Annotated in this window: 18 protein-coding genes, 1 tRNA gene and 1 other RNA gene; 10 read left to right on the forward strand and 10 right to left on the reverse strand. The window is 66.0% G+C overall.

Features of this window, described 5'->3' with window-relative positions:
* Positions 1-13: 13 nt before the first annotated feature.
* From ssrA to PCQ86_RS08965, 4 genes are all read left to right on the forward strand, one after another.
* Positions 14-392, forward strand: a transfer-messenger RNA (tmRNA) gene (gene ssrA / locus PCQ86_RS08950).
* 308 nt (positions 393-700) lie between these two features.
* Entirely contained in the window at positions 701-994 is a 294-nt protein-coding gene (locus PCQ86_RS08955; RefSeq protein ID WP_270175308.1) for a type II toxin-antitoxin system TacA family antitoxin, read from the forward strand.
* The gene (locus tag PCQ86_RS08960; RefSeq protein ID WP_270175309.1) at positions 991-1491 is read left to right on the forward strand and encodes a GNAT family N-acetyltransferase; all 501 of its coding nucleotides are present in this window, start codon (positions 991-993) and stop codon (positions 1489-1491) included. Before PCQ86_RS08955 ends, PCQ86_RS08960 begins: the two co-directional genes overlap by 4 nt.
* Positions 1492-1655: 164 nt before the next feature.
* Complete coding sequence (locus tag PCQ86_RS08965) at positions 1656-1940, forward strand: helix-turn-helix domain-containing protein (RefSeq protein ID WP_270175310.1); 285 nt, start codon at positions 1656-1658, stop codon at positions 1938-1940.
* Positions 1941-1952: 12 nt separating this feature from the next.
* On the opposite strand, the gene PCQ86_RS08970 is transcribed toward PCQ86_RS08965, so the two are convergent.
* Entirely contained in the window at positions 1953-2390 is a 438-nt protein-coding gene (locus PCQ86_RS08970) for a hypothetical protein (RefSeq protein ID WP_270175311.1), read from the reverse strand.
* Positions 2391-2665: 275 nt separating this feature from the next.
* Here PCQ86_RS08970 and PCQ86_RS08975 point away from each other — a divergent pair, with 275 nt between their 5' ends.
* Positions 2666-3295 carry an integrase arm-type DNA-binding domain-containing protein gene (locus PCQ86_RS08975; protein ID WP_270175312.1) on the forward strand — a complete coding sequence of 210 codons (630 nt, stop codon included), beginning with the start codon at positions 2666-2668 and terminating at the stop codon, positions 3293-3295.
* 195 nt (positions 3296-3490) lie between these two features.
* Positions 3491-3739 carry a helix-turn-helix domain-containing protein gene (locus PCQ86_RS08980; RefSeq protein ID WP_270175313.1) on the forward strand — a complete coding sequence of 83 codons (249 nt, stop codon included), beginning with the start codon at positions 3491-3493 and terminating at the stop codon, positions 3737-3739.
* A gap of 70 nt (positions 3740-3809) precedes the next feature.
* Here PCQ86_RS08980 and PCQ86_RS08985 read toward each other — a convergent pair.
* From PCQ86_RS08985 to PCQ86_RS09010, 6 genes are all read right to left on the reverse strand, one after another.
* Positions 3810-3885 (reverse strand) — tRNA-Thr (locus PCQ86_RS08985).
* Positions 3886-4049: 164 nt separating this feature from the next.
* Positions 4050-5069, reverse strand: coding sequence for a class 1 fructose-bisphosphatase (locus PCQ86_RS08990; RefSeq protein ID WP_015913677.1), 1020 nt, complete (start codon positions 5067-5069; stop codon positions 4050-4052).
* Between the two features lie 11 nt (positions 5070-5080).
* Entirely contained in the window at positions 5081-7780 is a 2700-nt protein-coding gene (gene pepN / locus PCQ86_RS08995) for an aminopeptidase N (protein WP_270175433.1), read from the reverse strand.
* A gap of 48 nt (positions 7781-7828) precedes the next feature.
* Positions 7829-8933 (reverse strand): peptide chain release factor 2 gene (gene prfB, locus PCQ86_RS09000; RefSeq protein ID WP_270175314.1). Its coding sequence is split into 2 segments (ribosomal slippage): positions 7829-8851 and positions 8853-8933, totalling 1104 coding nucleotides; the frame shifts between segments, so codons are not numbered across the junction.
* A gap of 186 nt (positions 8934-9119) precedes the next feature.
* On the reverse strand, positions 9120-10127 hold the full coding sequence (locus PCQ86_RS09005) for a diaminopimelate dehydrogenase (protein WP_270175315.1): 1008 nt from the start codon (positions 10125-10127) through the stop codon (positions 9120-9122).
* A 208-nt stretch (positions 10128-10335) separates the two neighbouring features.
* Entirely contained in the window at positions 10336-11271 is a 936-nt protein-coding gene (locus PCQ86_RS09010; protein ID WP_270175316.1) for an alpha/beta fold hydrolase, read from the reverse strand.
* A gap of 127 nt (positions 11272-11398) precedes the next feature.
* Between PCQ86_RS09010 and PCQ86_RS09015 the strand changes: the two genes are divergently transcribed.
* From PCQ86_RS09015 to plsY, 3 genes are all read left to right on the forward strand, one after another.
* Positions 11399-12460 (forward strand): aldo/keto reductase, encoded by a 1062-nt coding sequence (locus PCQ86_RS09015; protein ID WP_270175317.1) that lies wholly within the window; start codon positions 11399-11401, stop codon positions 12458-12460.
* A 65-nt stretch (positions 12461-12525) separates the two neighbouring features.
* Complete coding sequence (ybaK, locus tag PCQ86_RS09020; RefSeq protein WP_047350456.1) at positions 12526-13026, forward strand: Cys-tRNA(Pro) deacylase; 501 nt, start codon at positions 12526-12528, stop codon at positions 13024-13026.
* A 45-nt stretch (positions 13027-13071) separates the two neighbouring features.
* The gene (gene plsY / locus PCQ86_RS09025; RefSeq protein WP_047350457.1) at positions 13072-13707 is read left to right on the forward strand and encodes a glycerol-3-phosphate 1-O-acyltransferase PlsY; all 636 of its coding nucleotides are present in this window, start codon (positions 13072-13074) and stop codon (positions 13705-13707) included.
* Between the two features lie 78 nt (positions 13708-13785).
* On the opposite strand, the gene PCQ86_RS09030 is transcribed toward plsY, so the two are convergent.
* The 3 genes from PCQ86_RS09030 to PCQ86_RS09040 are packed head-to-tail and all read right to left on the reverse strand — an operon-like array spanning position 13786 to position 15956.
* Positions 13786-14787: an HD-GYP domain-containing protein gene (locus PCQ86_RS09030; RefSeq protein ID WP_011805908.1), complete on the reverse strand. Its 1002-nt coding sequence runs from the start codon at positions 14785-14787 to the stop codon at positions 13786-13788.
* 22 nt (positions 14788-14809) lie between these two features.
* The gene (locus PCQ86_RS09035; RefSeq protein WP_123675611.1) at positions 14810-15454 is read right to left on the reverse strand and encodes a retropepsin-like aspartic protease family protein; all 645 of its coding nucleotides are present in this window, start codon (positions 15452-15454) and stop codon (positions 14810-14812) included.
* A 16-nt stretch (positions 15455-15470) separates the two neighbouring features.
* Positions 15471-15956, reverse strand: coding sequence for a YajQ family cyclic di-GMP-binding protein (locus tag PCQ86_RS09040; RefSeq protein WP_047350459.1), 486 nt, complete (start codon positions 15954-15956; stop codon positions 15471-15473).
* Between the two features lie 67 nt (positions 15957-16023).
* Between PCQ86_RS09040 and murB the strand changes: the two genes are divergently transcribed.
* On the forward strand, positions 16024-17100 hold the full coding sequence (gene murB, locus PCQ86_RS09045; RefSeq protein WP_015913668.1) for a UDP-N-acetylmuramate dehydrogenase: 1077 nt from the start codon (positions 16024-16026) through the stop codon (positions 17098-17100).
* Positions 17101-17144: the final 44 nt, after the last annotated feature.

A 17144-nucleotide genomic window follows, 5' to 3' on the forward strand; every position in this document is an offset into this window, starting at 1 on the left:
AATAGTCATCCAAGGGGCTGTCCCGGTTTCGACGTGGGTTCGGAATCGGAGCGGTGCATGTCGAGCTTGAGTGACGCTCGTAAATCTCCATTCACTAAACTAACTGCAAACGACGAACGTTTCGCACTCGCCGCTTAAATACCGGTGAGCCTTGCAACAGCACGCTGATGGGCTGGGCAAGGGGGCCGCAAGGCCTCCCGGCTGCAAGGGAATTTACATCAGCTGGTGGCATGCCGGGCACCTTGGCGTGGCACGAGATTCAAGGGTGCTGGCATCTTGCGTAGCGTGTGCCTGCGCGACGTGAGATGCAAGAATGAAAACAGAGCACTAAACATGTAGATCTGCCCGAAGAAGGCTTGCGGACGCGGGTTCAATTCCCGCCAGCTCCACCATATACAAGGGCCCGGATAGTCTCCGGGCCCTTTTTCTTGCCTGAAATCCCCGCGCCACGCGGGGTTCGGGCCATCCGTGCTGCGGGTGGCCATCAGCCGAAACGCTGGAAATCGGCCACTTTCTCCACCAGAGCCGTCTCTATTCTCCGTTTGGCCTGCGGGTAGGCGCAGTTCTGTCTCTTGCAAAATCAACAACTTACGCGCGGTGGTTCATCGTCAACCAAGGCGACCGGTCACCAGTGTAACTAGACAGCGTTAGTCATTTGTACTAACATTGCGGCAATTGATCTAACAAAAGAGGTGCTGCCATGACTGCCGTCGCATCGTCGCCTTCCGCCCGCTCGGCCCGACTTGGGCTGCGCGCCACCCCCGAACAGGAGGTGGTGCTGCGCCGTGCCGCCGAGGTGGCCCACAAGTCGCTGACCGACTTCATCCTCGACAGCGCGTGCCTGGCCGCCGAGCAAACCCTGCTGGACCAACGATTGTTCATGGTCTCGGGTAGCCAGTACCAGGCCCTGATGGATCTGCTGGATCGCCCCGAACAGGCCAACGAGGATTTGCGCGACCTGTTTGCCCGTAAGGCGCCCTGGGACACGAAGTGACGTTGCGCGCACCGGAGCCGCTGGCCGCGCAGCATCGGCTGGAAGGTTTTGATTGCGGCAAGCCCGCGTTGAATGACTGGCTGTTGCGCCACGCCCGCCAGGCGCAGGGCAGCGGCTCGGCCAAGACCTTTGTCGTTGCCGAGGACGATGGCCGCGTGGCGGGCTACTTCAGTCTGACCGTGGGACAAGTCGACACGCTGGAGGCGCCGGAGCGCATCCGCAAGGGGATGGGGCAGTACCCATTGCCAGTTGTGATTCTGGCAAGGCTCGCTGTCTCGGTAGCGGATCAGGGACGAGGCATCGGCTTCGGTTTGCTGCAGGACGCGATTCGCCGCACGATGCTGATTGCCGAGCAGGCCGGCATCCGTGCCATGCTGACCCACCCCATCGATGAGGAAGCGGCGAGGTTCTACACCCGGTTCGGATTCATCGCGTCACCGCTGCGCGATCAGCAATTGCTACTGCTCTTGAAGGACGCCCGTCGCTGGGTCCGCTGAACTATGACCATCGAATCACTGCCCACTTTCACCAAGCCAGCCCGCCAGCGCTGGGAGTCCATGCTCCTATTGCATCACATCCATTCACGCCTCTCAGATTGATTCTCAACAGACCCTAATCCAACACGGACTTTAGCGTGCACTGACCTTCGAGTCACTACGCTATGTCCCAATCGACCCACAATACTGACTACCAGCTCTTGCTGTCCGTCCTCAAGGCGGCTCGCAAGCGCATGGGCGTGTCACAGGTCGAACTGGCTGAGCGCCTTGAGAACACCCAGATCTTCGTGTCCAAGTGTGAGCGTGGGGAGCGTCGGATCGATGCCGTCGAGTTGGTGGAATTCGCCGAAGCGCTTGGTGTCCCGCCGCTGGAGCTTTTTGGCGAGTATCTGGAGAAGCGGAGCAGAGGACTGCTCCCGAGGGACAAGAAGACGAGAAGTCGCCGCTGACGCGAGACCTTCTCAGACGCCGCCGTGGCCGATGCGCTCCCAAGCCTCGCGGAACGGGTCCTGCTCGTAGTCGGCCGGTTGCAGCCAGAAGGATACCCGGCCGTCCTTCTCGCCCCGGTGGGCGCGCTCGCGCACCTCGGATGGCAGAAGGATGAAAGCGGATGGCGTGGGCGTGGCGACCTTGTTCACGATGACCCAGAAGTCGCCCATGATCTTGTCGAGACTCGTGCCGAGCGGAACGGGGTTGCGCTTGCTCAGCGCCTTGACCTGGACGCCGACGAAGCGGGAGGCGTCGCGGCTGTAGGCGATGATGTCCACGCCGCGGGCGTTGCGCGCGGTGGGCATGACGTTCCACCCGAGCAGGGACAGGCGGTAGCAGCAGTAGTACAGCCCCACGTTGCCCGTGAGCTGGGGGTCTAAGGTCAGGTTACCGTTCCCGTTATCTGCCATCGCTGCCGAGCCTCCATAGCAAAAGGGCCGCCCGAGTGGGCGGCCCTTCTACTTCAAGTGGTGCCGGAGATAGGAGTCGAACCTACGACCTTCGCATTACGAATCGGCACGCGCACATGATGCCATGATTTGGAATCAGATGGTTCAGGGGCGCTTACAACAAGGGAAATACACGACTTAATGGCTCTACAGGGGCAGAAACGACGTGACTGAACACAGCACGTTGTGGCGCAAAACCGTGTTCGCGCCGTGGCCCCGTCACCTGGAGCCAACACATGAAGTCGAAAATCACCCAAGCGCTCGTCGAGCGTGGCCCTACACCTGAGCGCGGCAAGTCGGTACTTCACGCCGACACCGAGATGCGCGGGTTCTACCTGATCGTCACCCCCACGAAGCGCAGCTTCTACGTTCAGTCCCTCGTTAACGGCAAGCAGGTCCGCACGAAGCTGGGCGACCACCCATCAATGGACGCTAAGCAGGCGCGCGACCTCGCCCGCAAGACGCTGGTCGAGATGCGCGGCGGCGCTAACCCGAACGAGGAGCGCCGCAAGGCCAAGGCGCGCGGCATCACCCTTCGCGAAGCGCTCGACCTGCACCTTGCCGCCAAGCCGCTATCCCCTCGGACCAAGGAAGACTACCGCTACTGCTGCGATCAGTACCTGCCCGATTGGCTAGACAAGGCACTGGCCGAACTCGGCACTGACCGCGCGGGCGTGCGCGAGCGCCACCGCAGGATCACCGAGAAGCACGGAGCTTCGACCGCAGACACCGTCTTCCGCATCTTCCGCGCCGTCTACAACCGTGGTCTGCGGGAGCATCCTGAACTGCCCGCGAACCCGACCGCCAACGTTGATTACCACGGGCTGCTGCGTGAGGAAGAAGTCCCTGAAGAGGTGGCTGCATGAGGGGGCTCGCTGATCCTCGCGACAGGGTGCGCAGGCGCGTTGAGGACCGCCTGAGCCAAGCGGTCGGCAAGCGCGTTCGCGTTGGAAGCGAGGCCGATCGCCTGATCTTGAGCATCCGCGACGAGATGGTCTACCGGCAGGACGAAGTTGCCATCTTGGAGCTTCGGCTCCTGCTGGACGAAAGCCTACCAACTCTTGCTGTCCGTCCTCAAGGCGGTCCGTAAGCGCGTGGGCGTGTCGCAGGTCGAGCTGGCCGAGCGCCTTGAAAACACCCAGACCTTCGTTTCCAAGTGCGAGCGCGGGGAGCGTCGGATCGATGCCGTCGAGTTGGTGGAGTTCGCCGAAGCGCTTGGCGTCCAGCCGCTGGAACTCATGGGCGAGTACCTGGAGCAGCGGAACCGGGGACTGTTCCCGAGGGACAAGAAGACGAAGAGCCGTCGCTGAGGCGCAGCACGTCTGACCCGAGCCCAAAGCAAAAAGGCCACCCGGTGAGGGGTGGCCTTTCTACTTCAAGTGGTGCCGGCAAGAGGAGTCGAACCCCCGACCTTCGCATTACGAATGCGCTGCTCTACCAACTGAGCTATGCCGGCTAAAACCGAAACTTGTTCAAACCGTGTTCGTTCGTCACTGCGGCTGCGCCGCTGGGACTCCCGAAGCCTTGTACTGCTTGCCTTTTAGTACAGACTGCCTAGAGCAACGTTCCGATTACGAATGAGCTGCTCTACCGACTGAGCTACTCCGGCGAAGACTCAAATTATATACCGGAGTGGTAACTTGTCACGCGATCGACCTCATTCTTTGAGCCCAGGATCACGCTCACGCGTTCGTGCAACTGGGCGGGCTGGATGTCCAGGATGCGTTGGCGGCCGTTGGTGGCGGCGCCGCCGGCCTGCTCGACCAGCCAGCCCATGGGGTTGGCCTCATACATCAGGCGCAGCTTGCCGGGCTTGTTTGGCTCGCGCTTGTCCCAGGGGTACATGAAGATGCCGCCGCGCATCAGGATGCGGTGCACGTCGGCGACCATGCTGGCGATCCAGCGCATGTTGAAGTCCTTGCCGCGCGGGCCTTCCTTGCCCTGCAGGCATTCGTCGATGTAGCGGCGCACGGGTGCATCCCAGTGGCGCATATTGCTCATGTTGATCGCGAATTCCTTGGTGTCCTCAGGAATGCGGATGTTCTCGCGCGTGAGCACGAAGGAGCCCTGTTCGCGGTCCAGCGTGAACATGGCCACGCCGTCGCCCACGGTGAGTACCAGCGTGGTCTGCGGACCATAGATGCAGTAGCCCGCGGCGACCTGCTGGTGGCCGGGTTGCAAGAAGTCGGCTTCGGTGACGGGTTCGTCGGTGGTGGGATCGTCATGGTGCTTGTGCAGCACCGAGAAAATGGTGCCAATGCTCACGTTGACGTCGATGTTGGACGAACCGTCCAGGGGGTCGAACATCAGCAGGTACTCGCCCTGGGGAAAGCGGTTGGGCACCACATAGATCCCATCCATTTCCTCAGACGCCATCGCAGCCAGATGCCCGCCCCATTCGTTGGCTTCGATCAACACCTCGTTCGCAATGATGTCCAGCTTCTTCTGCACCTCACCCTGAACGTTCTCGGTTCCGGCGGTGCCCATCACGTCGCCGAGATCGCCCTTGTTCACGGCGAAGCTGATGCGCTTGCAGGCGCGCGCAACCACCTCCACCAGCAGGCGCAGCTGCGGGGGGATGCGGCCATGGACGCGCTGCTGCTCGACAAGGTAGCGGGTGAGGCTGATACGTTCGGTCATGGAGGCCTTTCTTAATCGGCAAGGGCGCGGGTGACGACTTCGCGCACGTCGTTGGAGAGGTCGGACTTGGCGGCCACGCGGGAGATGGCTTCGTGGGCGGCCGTGCGGTAAGGCTCGGCGAGCTTCTTCCAGCGGTCCAGCGCACGCGCCAGGCGGGCGGCCACCTGGGGGTTGAGACTGTCCAGCTCCAGCACGCGGTCGGCCCAGAAGACGTAGCCGGCGGCGTCGGTGCGGTGAAAGCCCCCGGGGTTGCCATTGCAGTAACTGAAGATCACGCTGCGCGCGCGGTTGGGGTTCTTGAGCTGGAAGTCCGGGTGCTTCATGAGCTGGCGCACGGCGGGCAGCACGTCGCCGCCACGGTCCGGGGCGCTGGCCTGCAGGGCGAACCACTTGTCGATGACCAGCGCGTCGTCCCTGAAGAGCTGATGGAAGCGTGCCAGCGCGGGCTTGGCAAGCTCGTGGCCGCTGCTGACCAGGGCGGACAGCGCGTTGAAGCGGTCCGTCATGTTGCCTGCGTCCTTGAAGCGCTGGTAGGTCTTGCCGGGCCAGACCGTGTCGCCAATTTGTCGCGCGGCCAGGCACAGCATGGACAGCGCCGTGCCGGCCAGGGCACGCCGGGCGCTGCTGGCGACGTCGGGACGGTAGGCTCCAGTGGCGTGGTGCGTTTCCCAGGCCCAGATCCAGTCCTCGCGTAGCGCGGTAGCCAGCTCCATGCGCAGCGCTTCGCGTACGGCGTGCACGCGCTGCGGATCGACCACGTCGAGCTGCTCGGCGATGTAGCTCTCCGATGGCAGCGTGAGCACCAGGTCCTTGAAGGCAGCGTCCAACTGCGGATGGCGCAGCACGTCGCGCATGGCCTGCACGACCCGGGGATTCAAGAGATTTTGGCCTCCAGCGCTTGCCAGGTCAGCGCTGGCAGCTATTGCATTGATAGCAATGCGCAGCAGCAGGCGCTGGCCGGCCTCCCAGCGGTTGAACGCGTCGGTGTCGTGGGCCAGCAGCGTGAGCAGCTGCGCGTCCGTGTAGTCACATTCCAGAATCACCGGCGCGCTGAAGCCGCGCAGCAGCGAGGGCACGGGTTCGCTCGCCACGTTGACGAAGGTGAGCGTCATGGTGGACTCGGTCAGCACCACGGTGCGGTCGGGCTCGCCGGGTGCGGCCTCGCCCTGCAGTTGCAGCGGCAGCGGTGTGCCGTCCGCACCGACGAGGCCCAGCGCGACGGGGATCACGAAGGGCAGCTTTTCCGGCTGGCCCGGGGTGGGGGGGCAGCTTTGGGACAGCGTGAGCGTGTAGCGGCGTGCGTCGGCGTCGTACTGGCCAACGGCCTTCACGCGCGGCGTGCCTGCCTGGGAGTACCAGCGCTTGAATTGCTCCAGGTGCTGGGCCAGCGGGCTGCCGGGGTTGGCGTCGGCCATGGCCTGGGCGAAGTCGTCGCAGGTCACGGCCTGGCCGTCGTGGCGCTCGAAGTACAGCTTCAGCCCCTTGGCAAAGCCGTCGCGCCCGACCAGGTTGTGCTGCATGCGCACGACCTCGGAGCCCTTCTCATAGATTGTGACGGTGTAGAAGTTGTTGATCTCGACATAGCTGTCGGGCCGCACGGGGTGGGCCATGGGGCCCGCATCCTCGGGGAACTGCACGGTGCGCAGCACGCGCACGTCCTCGATGCGCTTGACGGCGCGCGCGGACGGGCTGCCCGCCATGTCCATGCTGAATTCCTGGTCGCGAAAGACGGTGAGGCCTTCCTTGAGCGACAGCTGGAACCAGTCGCGGCAGGTGACGCGGTTGCCTGTCCAGTTGTGGAAGTACTCGTGGCCCACTACGGACTCGATGTTGGCGAAGTCCACGTCCGTCGCCGTGGCCTGGCTGGCCAGAACGTACTTCGTGTTGAAGATGTTCAGGCCCTTGTTTTCCATGGCGCCCATGTTGAAGTCGCTGGTGGCGACGATCATGAAGCGGTCCAAGTCCAGGCTCAGGCCGAAGCGCGCCTCGTCCCACGCGATGCTGGCCATGAGGGAGTTCATGGCGTGCTCGGTCTTCTCCAGGTCGCCCGGGCGCACGTACACCTGCAGCAGATGCTCGCGCCCCGCGCGGCTCTTGATCTTCTGCTCGCGCGCGACCAGCTTGCCGGCCACCAGGGCGAACAGGTAGCTGGGCTTCTTGTGCGGGTCCACCCACTTGGCGAAGTGGCGGCCGTCTTCCAGCTCGCCGCTGTCCACCAGGTTGCCGTTGGACAGCAGCACGGGGTAGTCGGCCTTGCTGGCGCGCAGCAGCACGCTGTAGCTGGCCATGACGTCTGGGCGGTCCAGGAAGTAGGTGATGCGCCGAAAGCCCTCGGCCTCGCACTGCGTGAAGAAGGTGCCCTGGCTCACGTACAGGCCCGACAGCTGGGTGTTCTTGGCGGGCGCGCAGGTGGTGAAAATCTCCAGCTCGAAGGGCTCGGTGCCCTCCGGCAGGTTTTCCAGCACCAGCTGGCCGCCGTCCAGCTTGAACGAGGTGCCGGCGCCGTTGACCATCACGCGCGCCAGGTTCAGCTCGTCGCCATCCAGGCGCAGCGGCTGCGCGGGTACGTCGGCATTGCGGCGCACGCGCAGGCGGCTCAGCACGCGGGTCTTGGCCGGGTCCAGGTCAAAGGTGAGATCCACCGTGTCGATCCAGTACGCGGGGGCCGCGTAGTCGGCACGGTGGATGGCGATGGCTTGTCCTTCTCTCATCATGGCGATGGGCTTTCCAATCTGTGCGGGCGCGTTTGCACGCCCTGTTTAGACACCCTGCTTGAGCGAGGCTTCGATGAACACGTCCAGGTCGCCGTCCAGCACCTTCTGCGTGGCGGAGACTTCGACGTTGGTGCGCAGGTCCTTGATGCGGCTGTTGTCCAGCACGTAGCTGCGGATCTGGTGGCCCCAGCCCACGTCGGTCTTGGTGTCTTCCAGCTTCTGCTGCTCTTCCATGCGCTTGCGCATCTCATGGTCGTACAGGCGCGAACGCAGGCGCTGCCAGGCCACGTCGCGGTTGCTGTGCTGGCTGCGGCCATCCTGGCACTGCACCACGATCCCCGTGGGGATGTGTGTCAGACGGACGGCCGAATCGGTCTTGTTGATGTGCTGGCCGCCCGCGCCCGAGGCACGGTAGGTGTCGGTGCGCACGTCGGACGGGTTGATGTTGATCTCGATGGAGTCATCGATCTCGGGGTAGACGAACAGCGAGGCGAACGATGTGTGGCGCCCGCCCGACGAGTCGAACGGCGACTTGCGCACCAGGCGGTGCACGCCGGTCTCGGTGCGCAGCAGGCCGTAGGCGTACTCGCCCTCGATCTTGATCGTGGCGCTCTTGATGCCGGCCACGTCGCCCGGGGTTTCTTCTTCCACCGTGGCCTTGAAGCCCTTGCGCTCGGCGTACTTCAGGTACTGGCGCAGCAGCATGCTGGCCCAGTCGCAGGCCTCGGTGCCGCCGGCGCCGGCCTGGATGTCCACGAAGCAGTTCAGCGGGTCGGCCTCATTGCTGAACATGCGGCGGAATTCCAGCTCCTCGATGAGCGGGCGCAGCTTCTCGGCCTCGGCCTCGATGGTCGTCAGGCCGGCCTCGTCGCCTTCTTCCTTGCTCATTTCGTAGAGCTCGGCGTTGTCGGCCAGCTCGGTGGTGAGCTTTTGCAGCGTCAGCACCACGGCGTCGAGCGACTTCTTTTCCTTGCCGAGCTCCTGGGCCTTCTTGGGGTCGTTCCAGACAGCCGGGTCTTCTAGCGATGCGTTGACCGTGCGCAGGCGTTCGAACTTGGCATCGTAGTCAAAGATACCTCCGTAGCTCTTGGGTCCGCTCGGTCAGGTCTTCGAGGGTGGTGCCGATGAGGTTGATGCGTTCTGCTTCCATGGTGCGGGTGTCCTGGTGGTGTCTTGTGAATAACGCGCGATTTTCTCATGGCGGGCTGATGCCCCCGCTAACGCACCCTGCAGCGCCGGGAACCGGCTGGGGTTATATGCGGTTGCTATATTTATGATAGCTACCTGCGCTTGATGGGTGGGCGCTAGAGGCTGTTTTGCCTGATGCCCGCGGGGCTTACAGGAACTGCTCGCGCAGTTCCGCCGCGCTCCTGGCCGACAGCAGGGCGGGCGCCACGTCCAGCACGGTCTTGCAACCGAACTGACCCGCCGCGTGCATGCGGTGCACCGCGCGTGCATAGGCCACCAGCACGCTGGCGGTGAACTCGGGGTTGCTGTCCAGCTGCAGTCGGTATTCGATGACCTGCTTGCTGGGCGCCGAGGTGTTGCCGCTGCGGATCACGAACCCGCCGTGCGGCATGGCGCCATGGTCGCGCGCCAGTTCCTCGGCGCTGATGAACTGCACCGTGGTGTCGTACTGGTCAAAGTAGTGCGGCATGCCGACGATGGCCTGGCGCACCGCTTCAGCGTCGGCACCGTCCTGCAGCACCACGAAGCACTCGCGCCGGTGCTTCTCGCGCGTGGACAGCTCGGGCCGCACGCCGCTGCGCACCTTGTCCACTGCCTCGGGCACGGGGATGGTGTACTGCACGCCACCCGCCACGCCGGGCACGCGGCGCACCGCGTCGGAGTGGCCCTGGCTCAGGCCCTTGCCCCAAAAAGTGTAGGTGGCCCCGTCGGGCAGCAGGGCCTCGCCCACCACGCGGTTGATGGAGAACAGGCCCGGGTCCCAGCCGGCCGAGATCAGTGCGGTGGTCTGGCCACCCTGGGCCGCTGCGTCCACGGCGGCGAAATGCCCGGGGATGCGCGCATGGGTGTCGAAGCTGTCCACCAGATTGAAATGCGCGGCCAGCTCGGGGCTTTGCCGGGGCAGGTCGTCCTTGGAGCCGCCGCACAGCACCAGCACGTCGATAGCGCCCTTGTGGCGCAACAGGCTGTCCATGCCGTGCACCGGAACGCTTGCGCCCAGCGGCTGGAGCTGCGCGGGGTCGCGGCGCGTGAAGATGCCGGCGATCGCCATGTCGGGGTTCTTGGCGATTGCGGCCTCGACGCCGCGCCCCAGATTGCCGTAGCCGACGATGCCGATGCGGGTGGCGGGAGGGTGGGCGTCGCGGTTCTGGTCCATGCGGTGGGGCTACCTTTCGAGGGTTGACAACAAAGCGGCAAAGCGCGGTTGCCCGATTGTCGGCCACGGGCGGCAGCGCCTGCCACGACACCGCGCTGCGCGGCGGGGATATCTGCAGTGGGGCCGCCGCGTGGGCAGCGGCCGCGCCCGTTGCACGACGCTCAGGCGAGCGTGGGCAGCGCGAGCGCCGCGTGCGCAAGGCGTCGGCTCAGGCTGCGGGCGCCGGCCCGGCCACGAACGCCTCGATCAGCGCCGCCACGGCCTGCGGCTGGTCGTGGTGCAGCATGTGGCCTGCGTCCTCGACGACGGCATGCCGCACGTCGCGCACCTGGGTCAGGCGCTGGTGGTATTCCTGCAGCGTGTAGCGGCCCTTCCACCACTGGCCCAGGCTGTCGTCGCTGGCATGCACCGAGAGCACCGGCGCGGTGATGGCCTGGTACAGCGCCAGCACCTCGTCCACCCGGTACAGCTGCGGGTTCACGATCTTGTGCGCCGCGTCGCCCTGGATGTGCCAGCGGCCCTGGGCATCTTGCGCCGCCCAATGGTGGGCTAGCCATGCGGCCTTGTCCGAGGGCAGGCGCGGGTTGGTCTTCATCAGCCGCAGGGCCACGCCATCGGCGCTGTCGTAGTGCTTCAGGGCCAGGTCGCCGCGCTCGAACTGGCGGATCTCGTCCATCCACTGCGCCAGCCGTTGGGGGGCCTGCGCCGGCTGGGTGGCGGGCAGGCCGAAGCCCTCCAGGTTCACCAGGCGGCGGATGCGCGAGGGCCGCGCGCCGGCATACAGCATGGCCACGTTGCCGCCCATGCTGTGGCCCACCAGGTCCACCGGCTGCTCGCCGGCATAGTGGTCCAGCAGCTGGTCCAGGTCGGCCAGGTAGTCCACGAAGTGGTAGCTGTCGCTCGGTGCGGGCGTGCGCGTGTGGCCGAAGCCGCGCCAGTCCGGCGCGATGATCTGGCGGCCCGCGGCAAAGGCCGCGCTGAAGGCGTCCACCACGAACTGGTAGGACGCGCCCACGTCCATCCAGCCATGCAGCAGCACGAGGGGCGGCGCATCGGCGGGGCGCTCGCCCCAGACCCGCACGTGGTAGTGCAGCGTGCGAACGGGAACGGTCTCGGTGCGGCAAGGGCGTTGGGCTTGGTACATGGGTGGATTATTTCGCGGTGAACCGTCCGCGGCGCGTCGTGGCCGCGACAACGCGGCGGAGTGGGTGCGGCCTGCGCGATGTGACGCGAATCCGTAAACTCGTGCGCAACTGTCTTTCGGAGCCTGCATGCATACCCTTCCCCTTGGCCACAGCGACCTGCACGTCACGCCGATCTGCCTGGGCACCATGACCTTTGGCGAGCAAGTGGCGGAGCCGGCGGCGCACGCCATCCTCGACCGCGCGCTGGAGCGCGGCGTGAACTTCATCGACACGGCCGAGATGTATGCCGTGCCCGCGCGCGAGGCCACCTGTGGCGCCACCGAATCCATCATCGGCCGCTGGTTCGCCAGCCGCCCGGGCATGCGCGGCAAGGTGGTGCTGGCCACCAAGGTGGCGGGCCCGTCGCGCGGCATGCCGTGGATCCGCAAGGGCCAGGGCATGACGGCGGCGGACATCGTCGCCTCGTGTGAGGGCAGCCTGCGCCGGCTGCAGACCGACGTGATCGACCTGTACCAGATCCACTGGCCCGAGCGGCACGTGCCCGCGTTCGGCACGCTGTACTACGACCCGTCCAAGGAAGTCAGCACCACGCCCATCCACGACCAGTTGGAGGCACTGGCCGGCCTGGTGCGTGCGGGCAAGGTGCGCTATGTCGGCCTGTCCAATGAGACGCCCTACGGCGTGCACGAGTTCGTGCGCCTGGCGGAGCAGCACGGGCTGCCGCGCGTGGCGTCGGTCCAGAACCCGTACTGCCTGCTCAACCGCAGCTGGGAAAACGCCATGGATGAGACGTGCCACCGCCTGGGCGTGTCGCTGCTTGCGTATTCGCCGCTGGCGTTCGGCCTGCTCACCGGCAAGTTCGACCAGTACGCGCCCACCGACGCGGGTGCGCCGCAACAGGCGCGCATCGCGCGCTATGAGTCGGTGCGCAAGCAGCGCTGGGGCCGTCCCGAGGCGCTGGCTGCGGCGCGCCGCTACAACCAGCTCGCGCGTGACCACGGCCTGTCGCCCACGCAGATGGCGCTGGCCTTCTGCTACCACCAATGGCGCGTGAGCAGCACCATCATCGGCGTGACATCCCTTGCGCAACTGGACGAAGACCTGGATGCGTGGGACACCCGCCTGTCGCCCGAACTGCTGGCTGCCATCGATGCGGTGCGCTGGGAGATGCGCGATCCGGCGCAATGAGTTTTAGATCGAATCGGCCTGTAACGCTTGACTGGTAAGCGCGGGCAGCTATTGTTTTTGAGTTTATGGCCAAGAAGGACAAGACCGCCCACGTGAGCGAAACCCCTGCCACGCAACTGCTGCGCGCGCACAAGGTCGCCTTCACGGAGCACCCGTACGACTACGTGGAGCATGGCGGCACCGAGGAGTCGGCGCGCCAGCTGGGATTGGACGAACACGTGGTGGTCAAGACGCTGGTGATGCAGGACCAGGACGCCAAGCCGTTGATCGTCCTCATGCACGGCGACTGCAAGGTGTCCACCAAGAACCTTGCGCGCCAGATCGGCGCCAAGAGCGTGGAGCCCTGCAAGCCCGAGGTGGCCAACCGCCACAGCGGCTACCTGGTGGGCGGCACTTCGCCGTTCGGCACGCGCAAGCAGATGCCGGTGTTCATCGAGGAGAGCATCCTGCAGCTGCCGCGCATCGCCATCAACGGCGGGCGCCGCGGCTTCCTGGTGCAGCTGGACCCGCAGGTCTGCGTGCAGCTGCTGGGTGCGCGGCCGGTGCAGTGCGCGCTGGCAGAATAGGGCGGTTTTGCTTTTGTCATTCACCTTCCCTGAGCGCCCCTTGTCGTGAGCACTGTCCTTCTGCCCCTTGCCGCTGCCGTGGCCGCCTACCTGCTGGGCTCCCTGTCGTTTGCCGTCATCGTCAGCCGCGTGATGGGGCTGTCCGACCCGCGCACCTACGGCAGCAAGAACCCCGGCGCCACCAACGTGCTGCGCTCGGGCTCCAAGGCGGCGGCGGCCGTCACGCTGCTGTTCGATGCGCTCAAGGGCTGGCTGCCCGTGGTGCTGGTGCGCTGGTTCGGCGCGCCCTACGGGCTGGAGGAGGGCACGATGGCGCTGGTCGGCTTGGCGGCGTTCCTCGGCCACCTGTGGCCGGTGTTCTTCCGCTTTGAAGGCGGCAAGGGCGTGGCCACGGCGCTGGGAGTGCTCCTGGGCATCAGCGGCTGGCTGGGGCTGGCCACGCTGCTCACCTGGGTGATCATTGCGTTCTTCTTCCGCTACTCGTCGCTGGCCTCGCTGGTGGCCGCGGTGTTCGCGCCGTTCTTCTACGTGCTGGGCGGTGGCGTGGCGTGGTACACCGATGCGCGCGTGGGCATGGCCATCGCCGTGATGTCGGGCCTGCTGGCCTGGCGCCACAAGGAAAACATCCAGCGCCTGCTGCAGGGCAAGGAATCGCGCCTGGGTTCCAAGAAGAAAGCCTAAAAGCCGGATACGCGCCTGGCCGTACCCGGCAGGCGGCACGCAGTGCCGTGTGTTTCCTGATGCGGCAGGCCCGGTTTTTCAGCGGGACAGGGTCTGTGTGCGCTGGGCCGCATAAAGCCCCAGGCGCACCATGGTGCGGTTGTGCAGTTCCACCGTCACCGCCGACCGCGCCAGCGCCGACTGGATGCGCGGCTGTCCGCGCACCGTGTGGTAGAGCGCGGGCGAGGCCAGCGGCTCGCCCTTGGCATCCAGCACGCTGGCCACCAGCGGGAAGTTCGCCCTCTCGCTGCGGCGCAGCACGACGGCCGTCTCGCCATTGTCCAGGCGCACGAACGTGCCCGGCGGGCACAGGCCCACGGTGCGCACCAGCATGAGGCTGGCTTCGTCGCGCGCGTCGCTGTCCTGGCCCACGATGGCGCGCACCGAATCGGTGGCGCTGCGGCCGGCGCGGGACTTGCGCGGGCTGATCAACGCCGCGTAGCGGTCGATGGTGCTCAGGATGCGCGTGAGCCGCTCCCGTACGGGCAGGCTCGCCAGGGGGACGGCCGCGTCGGACGAGGGCGCATGGTGCGTCGCCACGATCTCCAGCCACAGGTCGTTGGTGACCTGCAGATCTTCCAGCATGTCCAGTCCAAGCCGAGGGTGGCTGGCCACGACCTGCTGCTGCTCGGCCGTGAGCGGCTCGCGCTGCACGGCCAGCGCATCCTGCAGCGCCGTCATGCCGATGTTCATGGTGAACGCCGCGCGCACCAGGCTGTCGCGCTCCTGCGGCGGCAACTGCAACTCCTGCGCCAGGATGTGGCACAGCGTGCCGCACACCAGGGCATGCGATGCGCTGTAGCCCACGGTGGAGGTGGCCGCGAGCTGGAACATGAGGTACAGCGCGGCGTCGATGTCGTGCGCCACCAGGTCCTGAAGCCAGCGGTCGCACTGGCGCACCTTGGCCACGAAGTCGCGCGCCTGCCGTGGCCGCGCGAGCAGCGCCGACAGGGCGGACTCCAGGTCGGACCACTGGCCCAGCAGGTCTTCGTAGTCGCTGCCCGACGGATCGGTGCCACTGGGTTGGGGCTGTGCGGACATGGGGGCCTGAGGGCGACGCGCGTCAGCGGCGGCGTTGCAGCACCATCTCGTCGCCGCTGCGGTTCATGTGGAATTCGCGCAGGAAGCTGTTGCCCAGCAGCACATAGGGCATGGCCTCCGCGGTGACGATGGCGTCCACGCTGCGCAGTTCCACATCGCCCACCCGCACGGACTCCAGCCGCATGCGCCAGCCCTGCGCCGTGCCGTTGGCGGTGTTCATCATCACGGGCTGGCCCTGTTCGAACTTCAGGCCCATGCGCTGCGCGTCGGGCCGGCCGATGGCCACGGTGGTGGCGCCCGTGTCCACCATGTACTGCATCACGCGACCGTTGATGAAGCCGCTGTTGATGAAATGCCCACGCGCGTCGGCCTTGAGCACGATACGCTGGCCGGCCGCGCTGCCGCCAATGCTCACGGGCGACTCGCCCAGCTGAATCGCGCGCTGCGCGCCCGCGACCTCCAGCACCACGCCGTCGCGGCCCACCGAGACCACGCGCACGCCCATGTGGGAGCCGCCCGGTGCCACGCTGCGCGGCGCGCTGCCGTCCACCACCAGCAGGGCCTTGCCGCCCAGGATGCCGGCCAGCGCCACGCTTTGCGCGTAGGCGGCGGGCAGGCCGGTGACCGCCAGCAGGGCGACGGCCAGGCGCAGGGTCAGGCGGTGCATGGGCGGCGGGCAGTCATCAGTCGCGGAAGTTGTCGAACGTGAGCGGCAGGTCGGCGATGTCCTTGCGGATCAGCGCCATGGCGGCCTGCAGGTCGTCGCGCTTGGCGCCGGTGACGCGCACCTTGTCCTCCTGGATGGCCGCCTGCAGCTTGAGCTTGCTGTCCTTGATCAGGCGCTGGATCTTCTTGGCCTGCTCGCTGTCAATGCCGTTCTTGACCTTCACCACCTGCTTGAGCTTGTCGCCGCCGATCTTCTGGGGCTTTTGCACGTCCAGGAAGCGCACGTCCACGTTGCGCTTGGTGAGCTTGTTGCGCAGGATGTCCTCGACCTGCTGCAGCTGGAAGTCGGCGTCGCCGTACAGCGTGATTTCCTTGTCTTTCAGCTCGACGGCGGCAGAGGTGCCCTTGAAGTCGAAGCGCGTGCCGATCTCCTTGGCGGTGTTCTCCACGGCATTTTTCACTTCAACGAAGTTGGCTTCACAGACGGTATCAAAAGAAGGCATGGCATCACTCGCGGCTAACTCGGTACAAACCCGCGCCCGTTTGGGGGCGGGTGCGACAATCCGGTCGATGTTAGTCGAGAAAAATGTTCCCCTGCAGACATACAACACCTTCGGCATCGCCGCACGTGCGCACACCCTGGTGCGCGTGCGCTCGGCCAAGGACGTGCATGACCTGCTGGGCGACCACCGCTTGGAGCGCCAGCCGGTGTTCGTGCTGGGGGGCGGCAGCAACATCGTGCTGACCGGCGACGTCAAGCCCCTCGTGCTGAAGATGGAGATCAAGGGCCTGCGCCTGCTGGAAGAGACCGACAAGGCCTGGATCGTTGAGGCCGGCGCGGGCGAGGTCTGGCACGAGGCCGTGGCCTGGACGCTGGCCCAGGGCTACCCCGGCCTGGAGAACCTGGCGCTGATTCCCGGCACCGTGGGCGCGGCGCCCGTGCAGAACATCGGCGCCTACGGCGTGGAACTGCAGGACCGCTTTCATTCCCTGGTGGCCATCGACCTGGCCACGGGCCGCCCCTTCACGCTGGACGCAGCCCAGTGCGCCTTCGGCTACCGCGACTCGGTGTTCAAGCATGCCGCGCCCCAGGCGCCCCACGAGGGCGGGGGGCTGCACCGTGGCATGGGGCTGGCCGGGCGCGCGGTCATCACGCATGTGCGCTTTCTGCTGCGCAAGGACTGGGCGCCTGAGCTGGGCTACCTGGACCTGGAGCGCAAGCGCCAGGAGGCGGGCGTGGAGCGGCCCACGGCGCAGCAGATCTTTGACTGGGTGTGCGAGATCCGCCGTGCCAAGCTGCCCGACCCGGCCGTGATCGGCAACGCCGGCAGCTTCTTCAAGAACCCCACGGTCACGCCCGAGCAGTGCCAGGACATCATCGCGCGCGACCCGAAGATCGTGCACTACCCCATGCCCGACGGCACCATCAAGCTGGCGGCGGGCTGGCTCATCGACGCCTGCGGTTGGAAGGGCAAGACGGTGGGCAAGGCCGGCGTGTACGACAAGCAGGCGCTGGTGCTGGTCAACCGCGGCACGCCCGACGACAGCGTGACCGGCGGCGAGGTGATGACGCTGGCGCGCGCCATCCAGACCAGCGTGTACGAGCGCTTCGGCATCCGGCTGGAGCCGGAGCCGGTGGTGGTCTAGCAGCCGGTAGCTGCTAACCTTTTGATAGCTGCTACCGCTTATCA

This window comes from Diaphorobacter sp. ED-3 (assembly GCF_027625375.1).
GTDB lineage: Bacteria > Pseudomonadota > Gammaproteobacteria > Burkholderiales > Burkholderiaceae_C > Diaphorobacter > Diaphorobacter nitroreducens.

What these genes read in the sequence shown, in the direction of transcription:
- PCQ86_RS09040 (WP_047350459.1), bottom strand. Translation starts at nt 15,956, where the DNA reads ATGCCTTCTTTTGATACCGTCTGTGAAGCCAACTTCGTTGAAGTGAAA.
- murB (WP_015913668.1), top strand. Translation starts at nt 16,024, where the DNA reads ATGTTAGTCGAGAAAAATGTTCCCCTGCAGACATACAACACCTTCGGC.
- PCQ86_RS08965 (WP_270175310.1), top strand. Translation starts at nt 1,656, where the DNA reads ATGTCCCAATCGACCCACAATACTGACTACCAGCTCTTGCTGTCCGTC.
- ybaK (WP_047350456.1), top strand. Translation starts at nt 12,526, where the DNA reads ATGGCCAAGAAGGACAAGACCGCCCACGTGAGCGAAACCCCTGCCACG.
- PCQ86_RS08955 (WP_270175308.1), top strand. Translation starts at nt 701, where the DNA reads ATGACTGCCGTCGCATCGTCGCCTTCCGCCCGCTCGGCCCGACTTGGG.
- PCQ86_RS08975 (WP_270175312.1), top strand. Translation starts at nt 2,666, where the DNA reads ATGAAGTCGAAAATCACCCAAGCGCTCGTCGAGCGTGGCCCTACACCT.
- PCQ86_RS08970 (WP_270175311.1), bottom strand. Translation starts at nt 2,390, where the DNA reads ATGGCAGATAACGGGAACGGTAACCTGACCTTAGACCCCCAGCTCACG.
- PCQ86_RS09035 (WP_123675611.1), bottom strand. Translation starts at nt 15,454, where the DNA reads ATGCACCGCCTGACCCTGCGCCTGGCCGTCGCCCTGCTGGCGGTCACC.
- PCQ86_RS09030 (WP_011805908.1), bottom strand. Translation starts at nt 14,787, where the DNA reads ATGTCCGCACAGCCCCAACCCAGTGGCACCGATCCGTCGGGCAGCGAC.
- PCQ86_RS09005 (WP_270175315.1), bottom strand. Translation starts at nt 10,127, where the DNA reads ATGGACCAGAACCGCGACGCCCACCCTCCCGCCACCCGCATCGGCATC.
- pepN (WP_270175433.1), bottom strand. Translation starts at nt 7,780, where the DNA reads ATGAGAGAAGGACAAGCCATCGCCATCCACCGTGCCGACTACGCGGCC.
- PCQ86_RS08990 (WP_015913677.1), bottom strand. Translation starts at nt 5,069, where the DNA reads ATGACCGAACGTATCAGCCTCACCCGCTACCTTGTCGAGCAGCAGCGC.
- PCQ86_RS09010 (WP_270175316.1), bottom strand. Translation starts at nt 11,271, where the DNA reads ATGTACCAAGCCCAACGCCCTTGCCGCACCGAGACCGTTCCCGTTCGC.
- PCQ86_RS09015 (WP_270175317.1), top strand. Translation starts at nt 11,399, where the DNA reads ATGCATACCCTTCCCCTTGGCCACAGCGACCTGCACGTCACGCCGATC.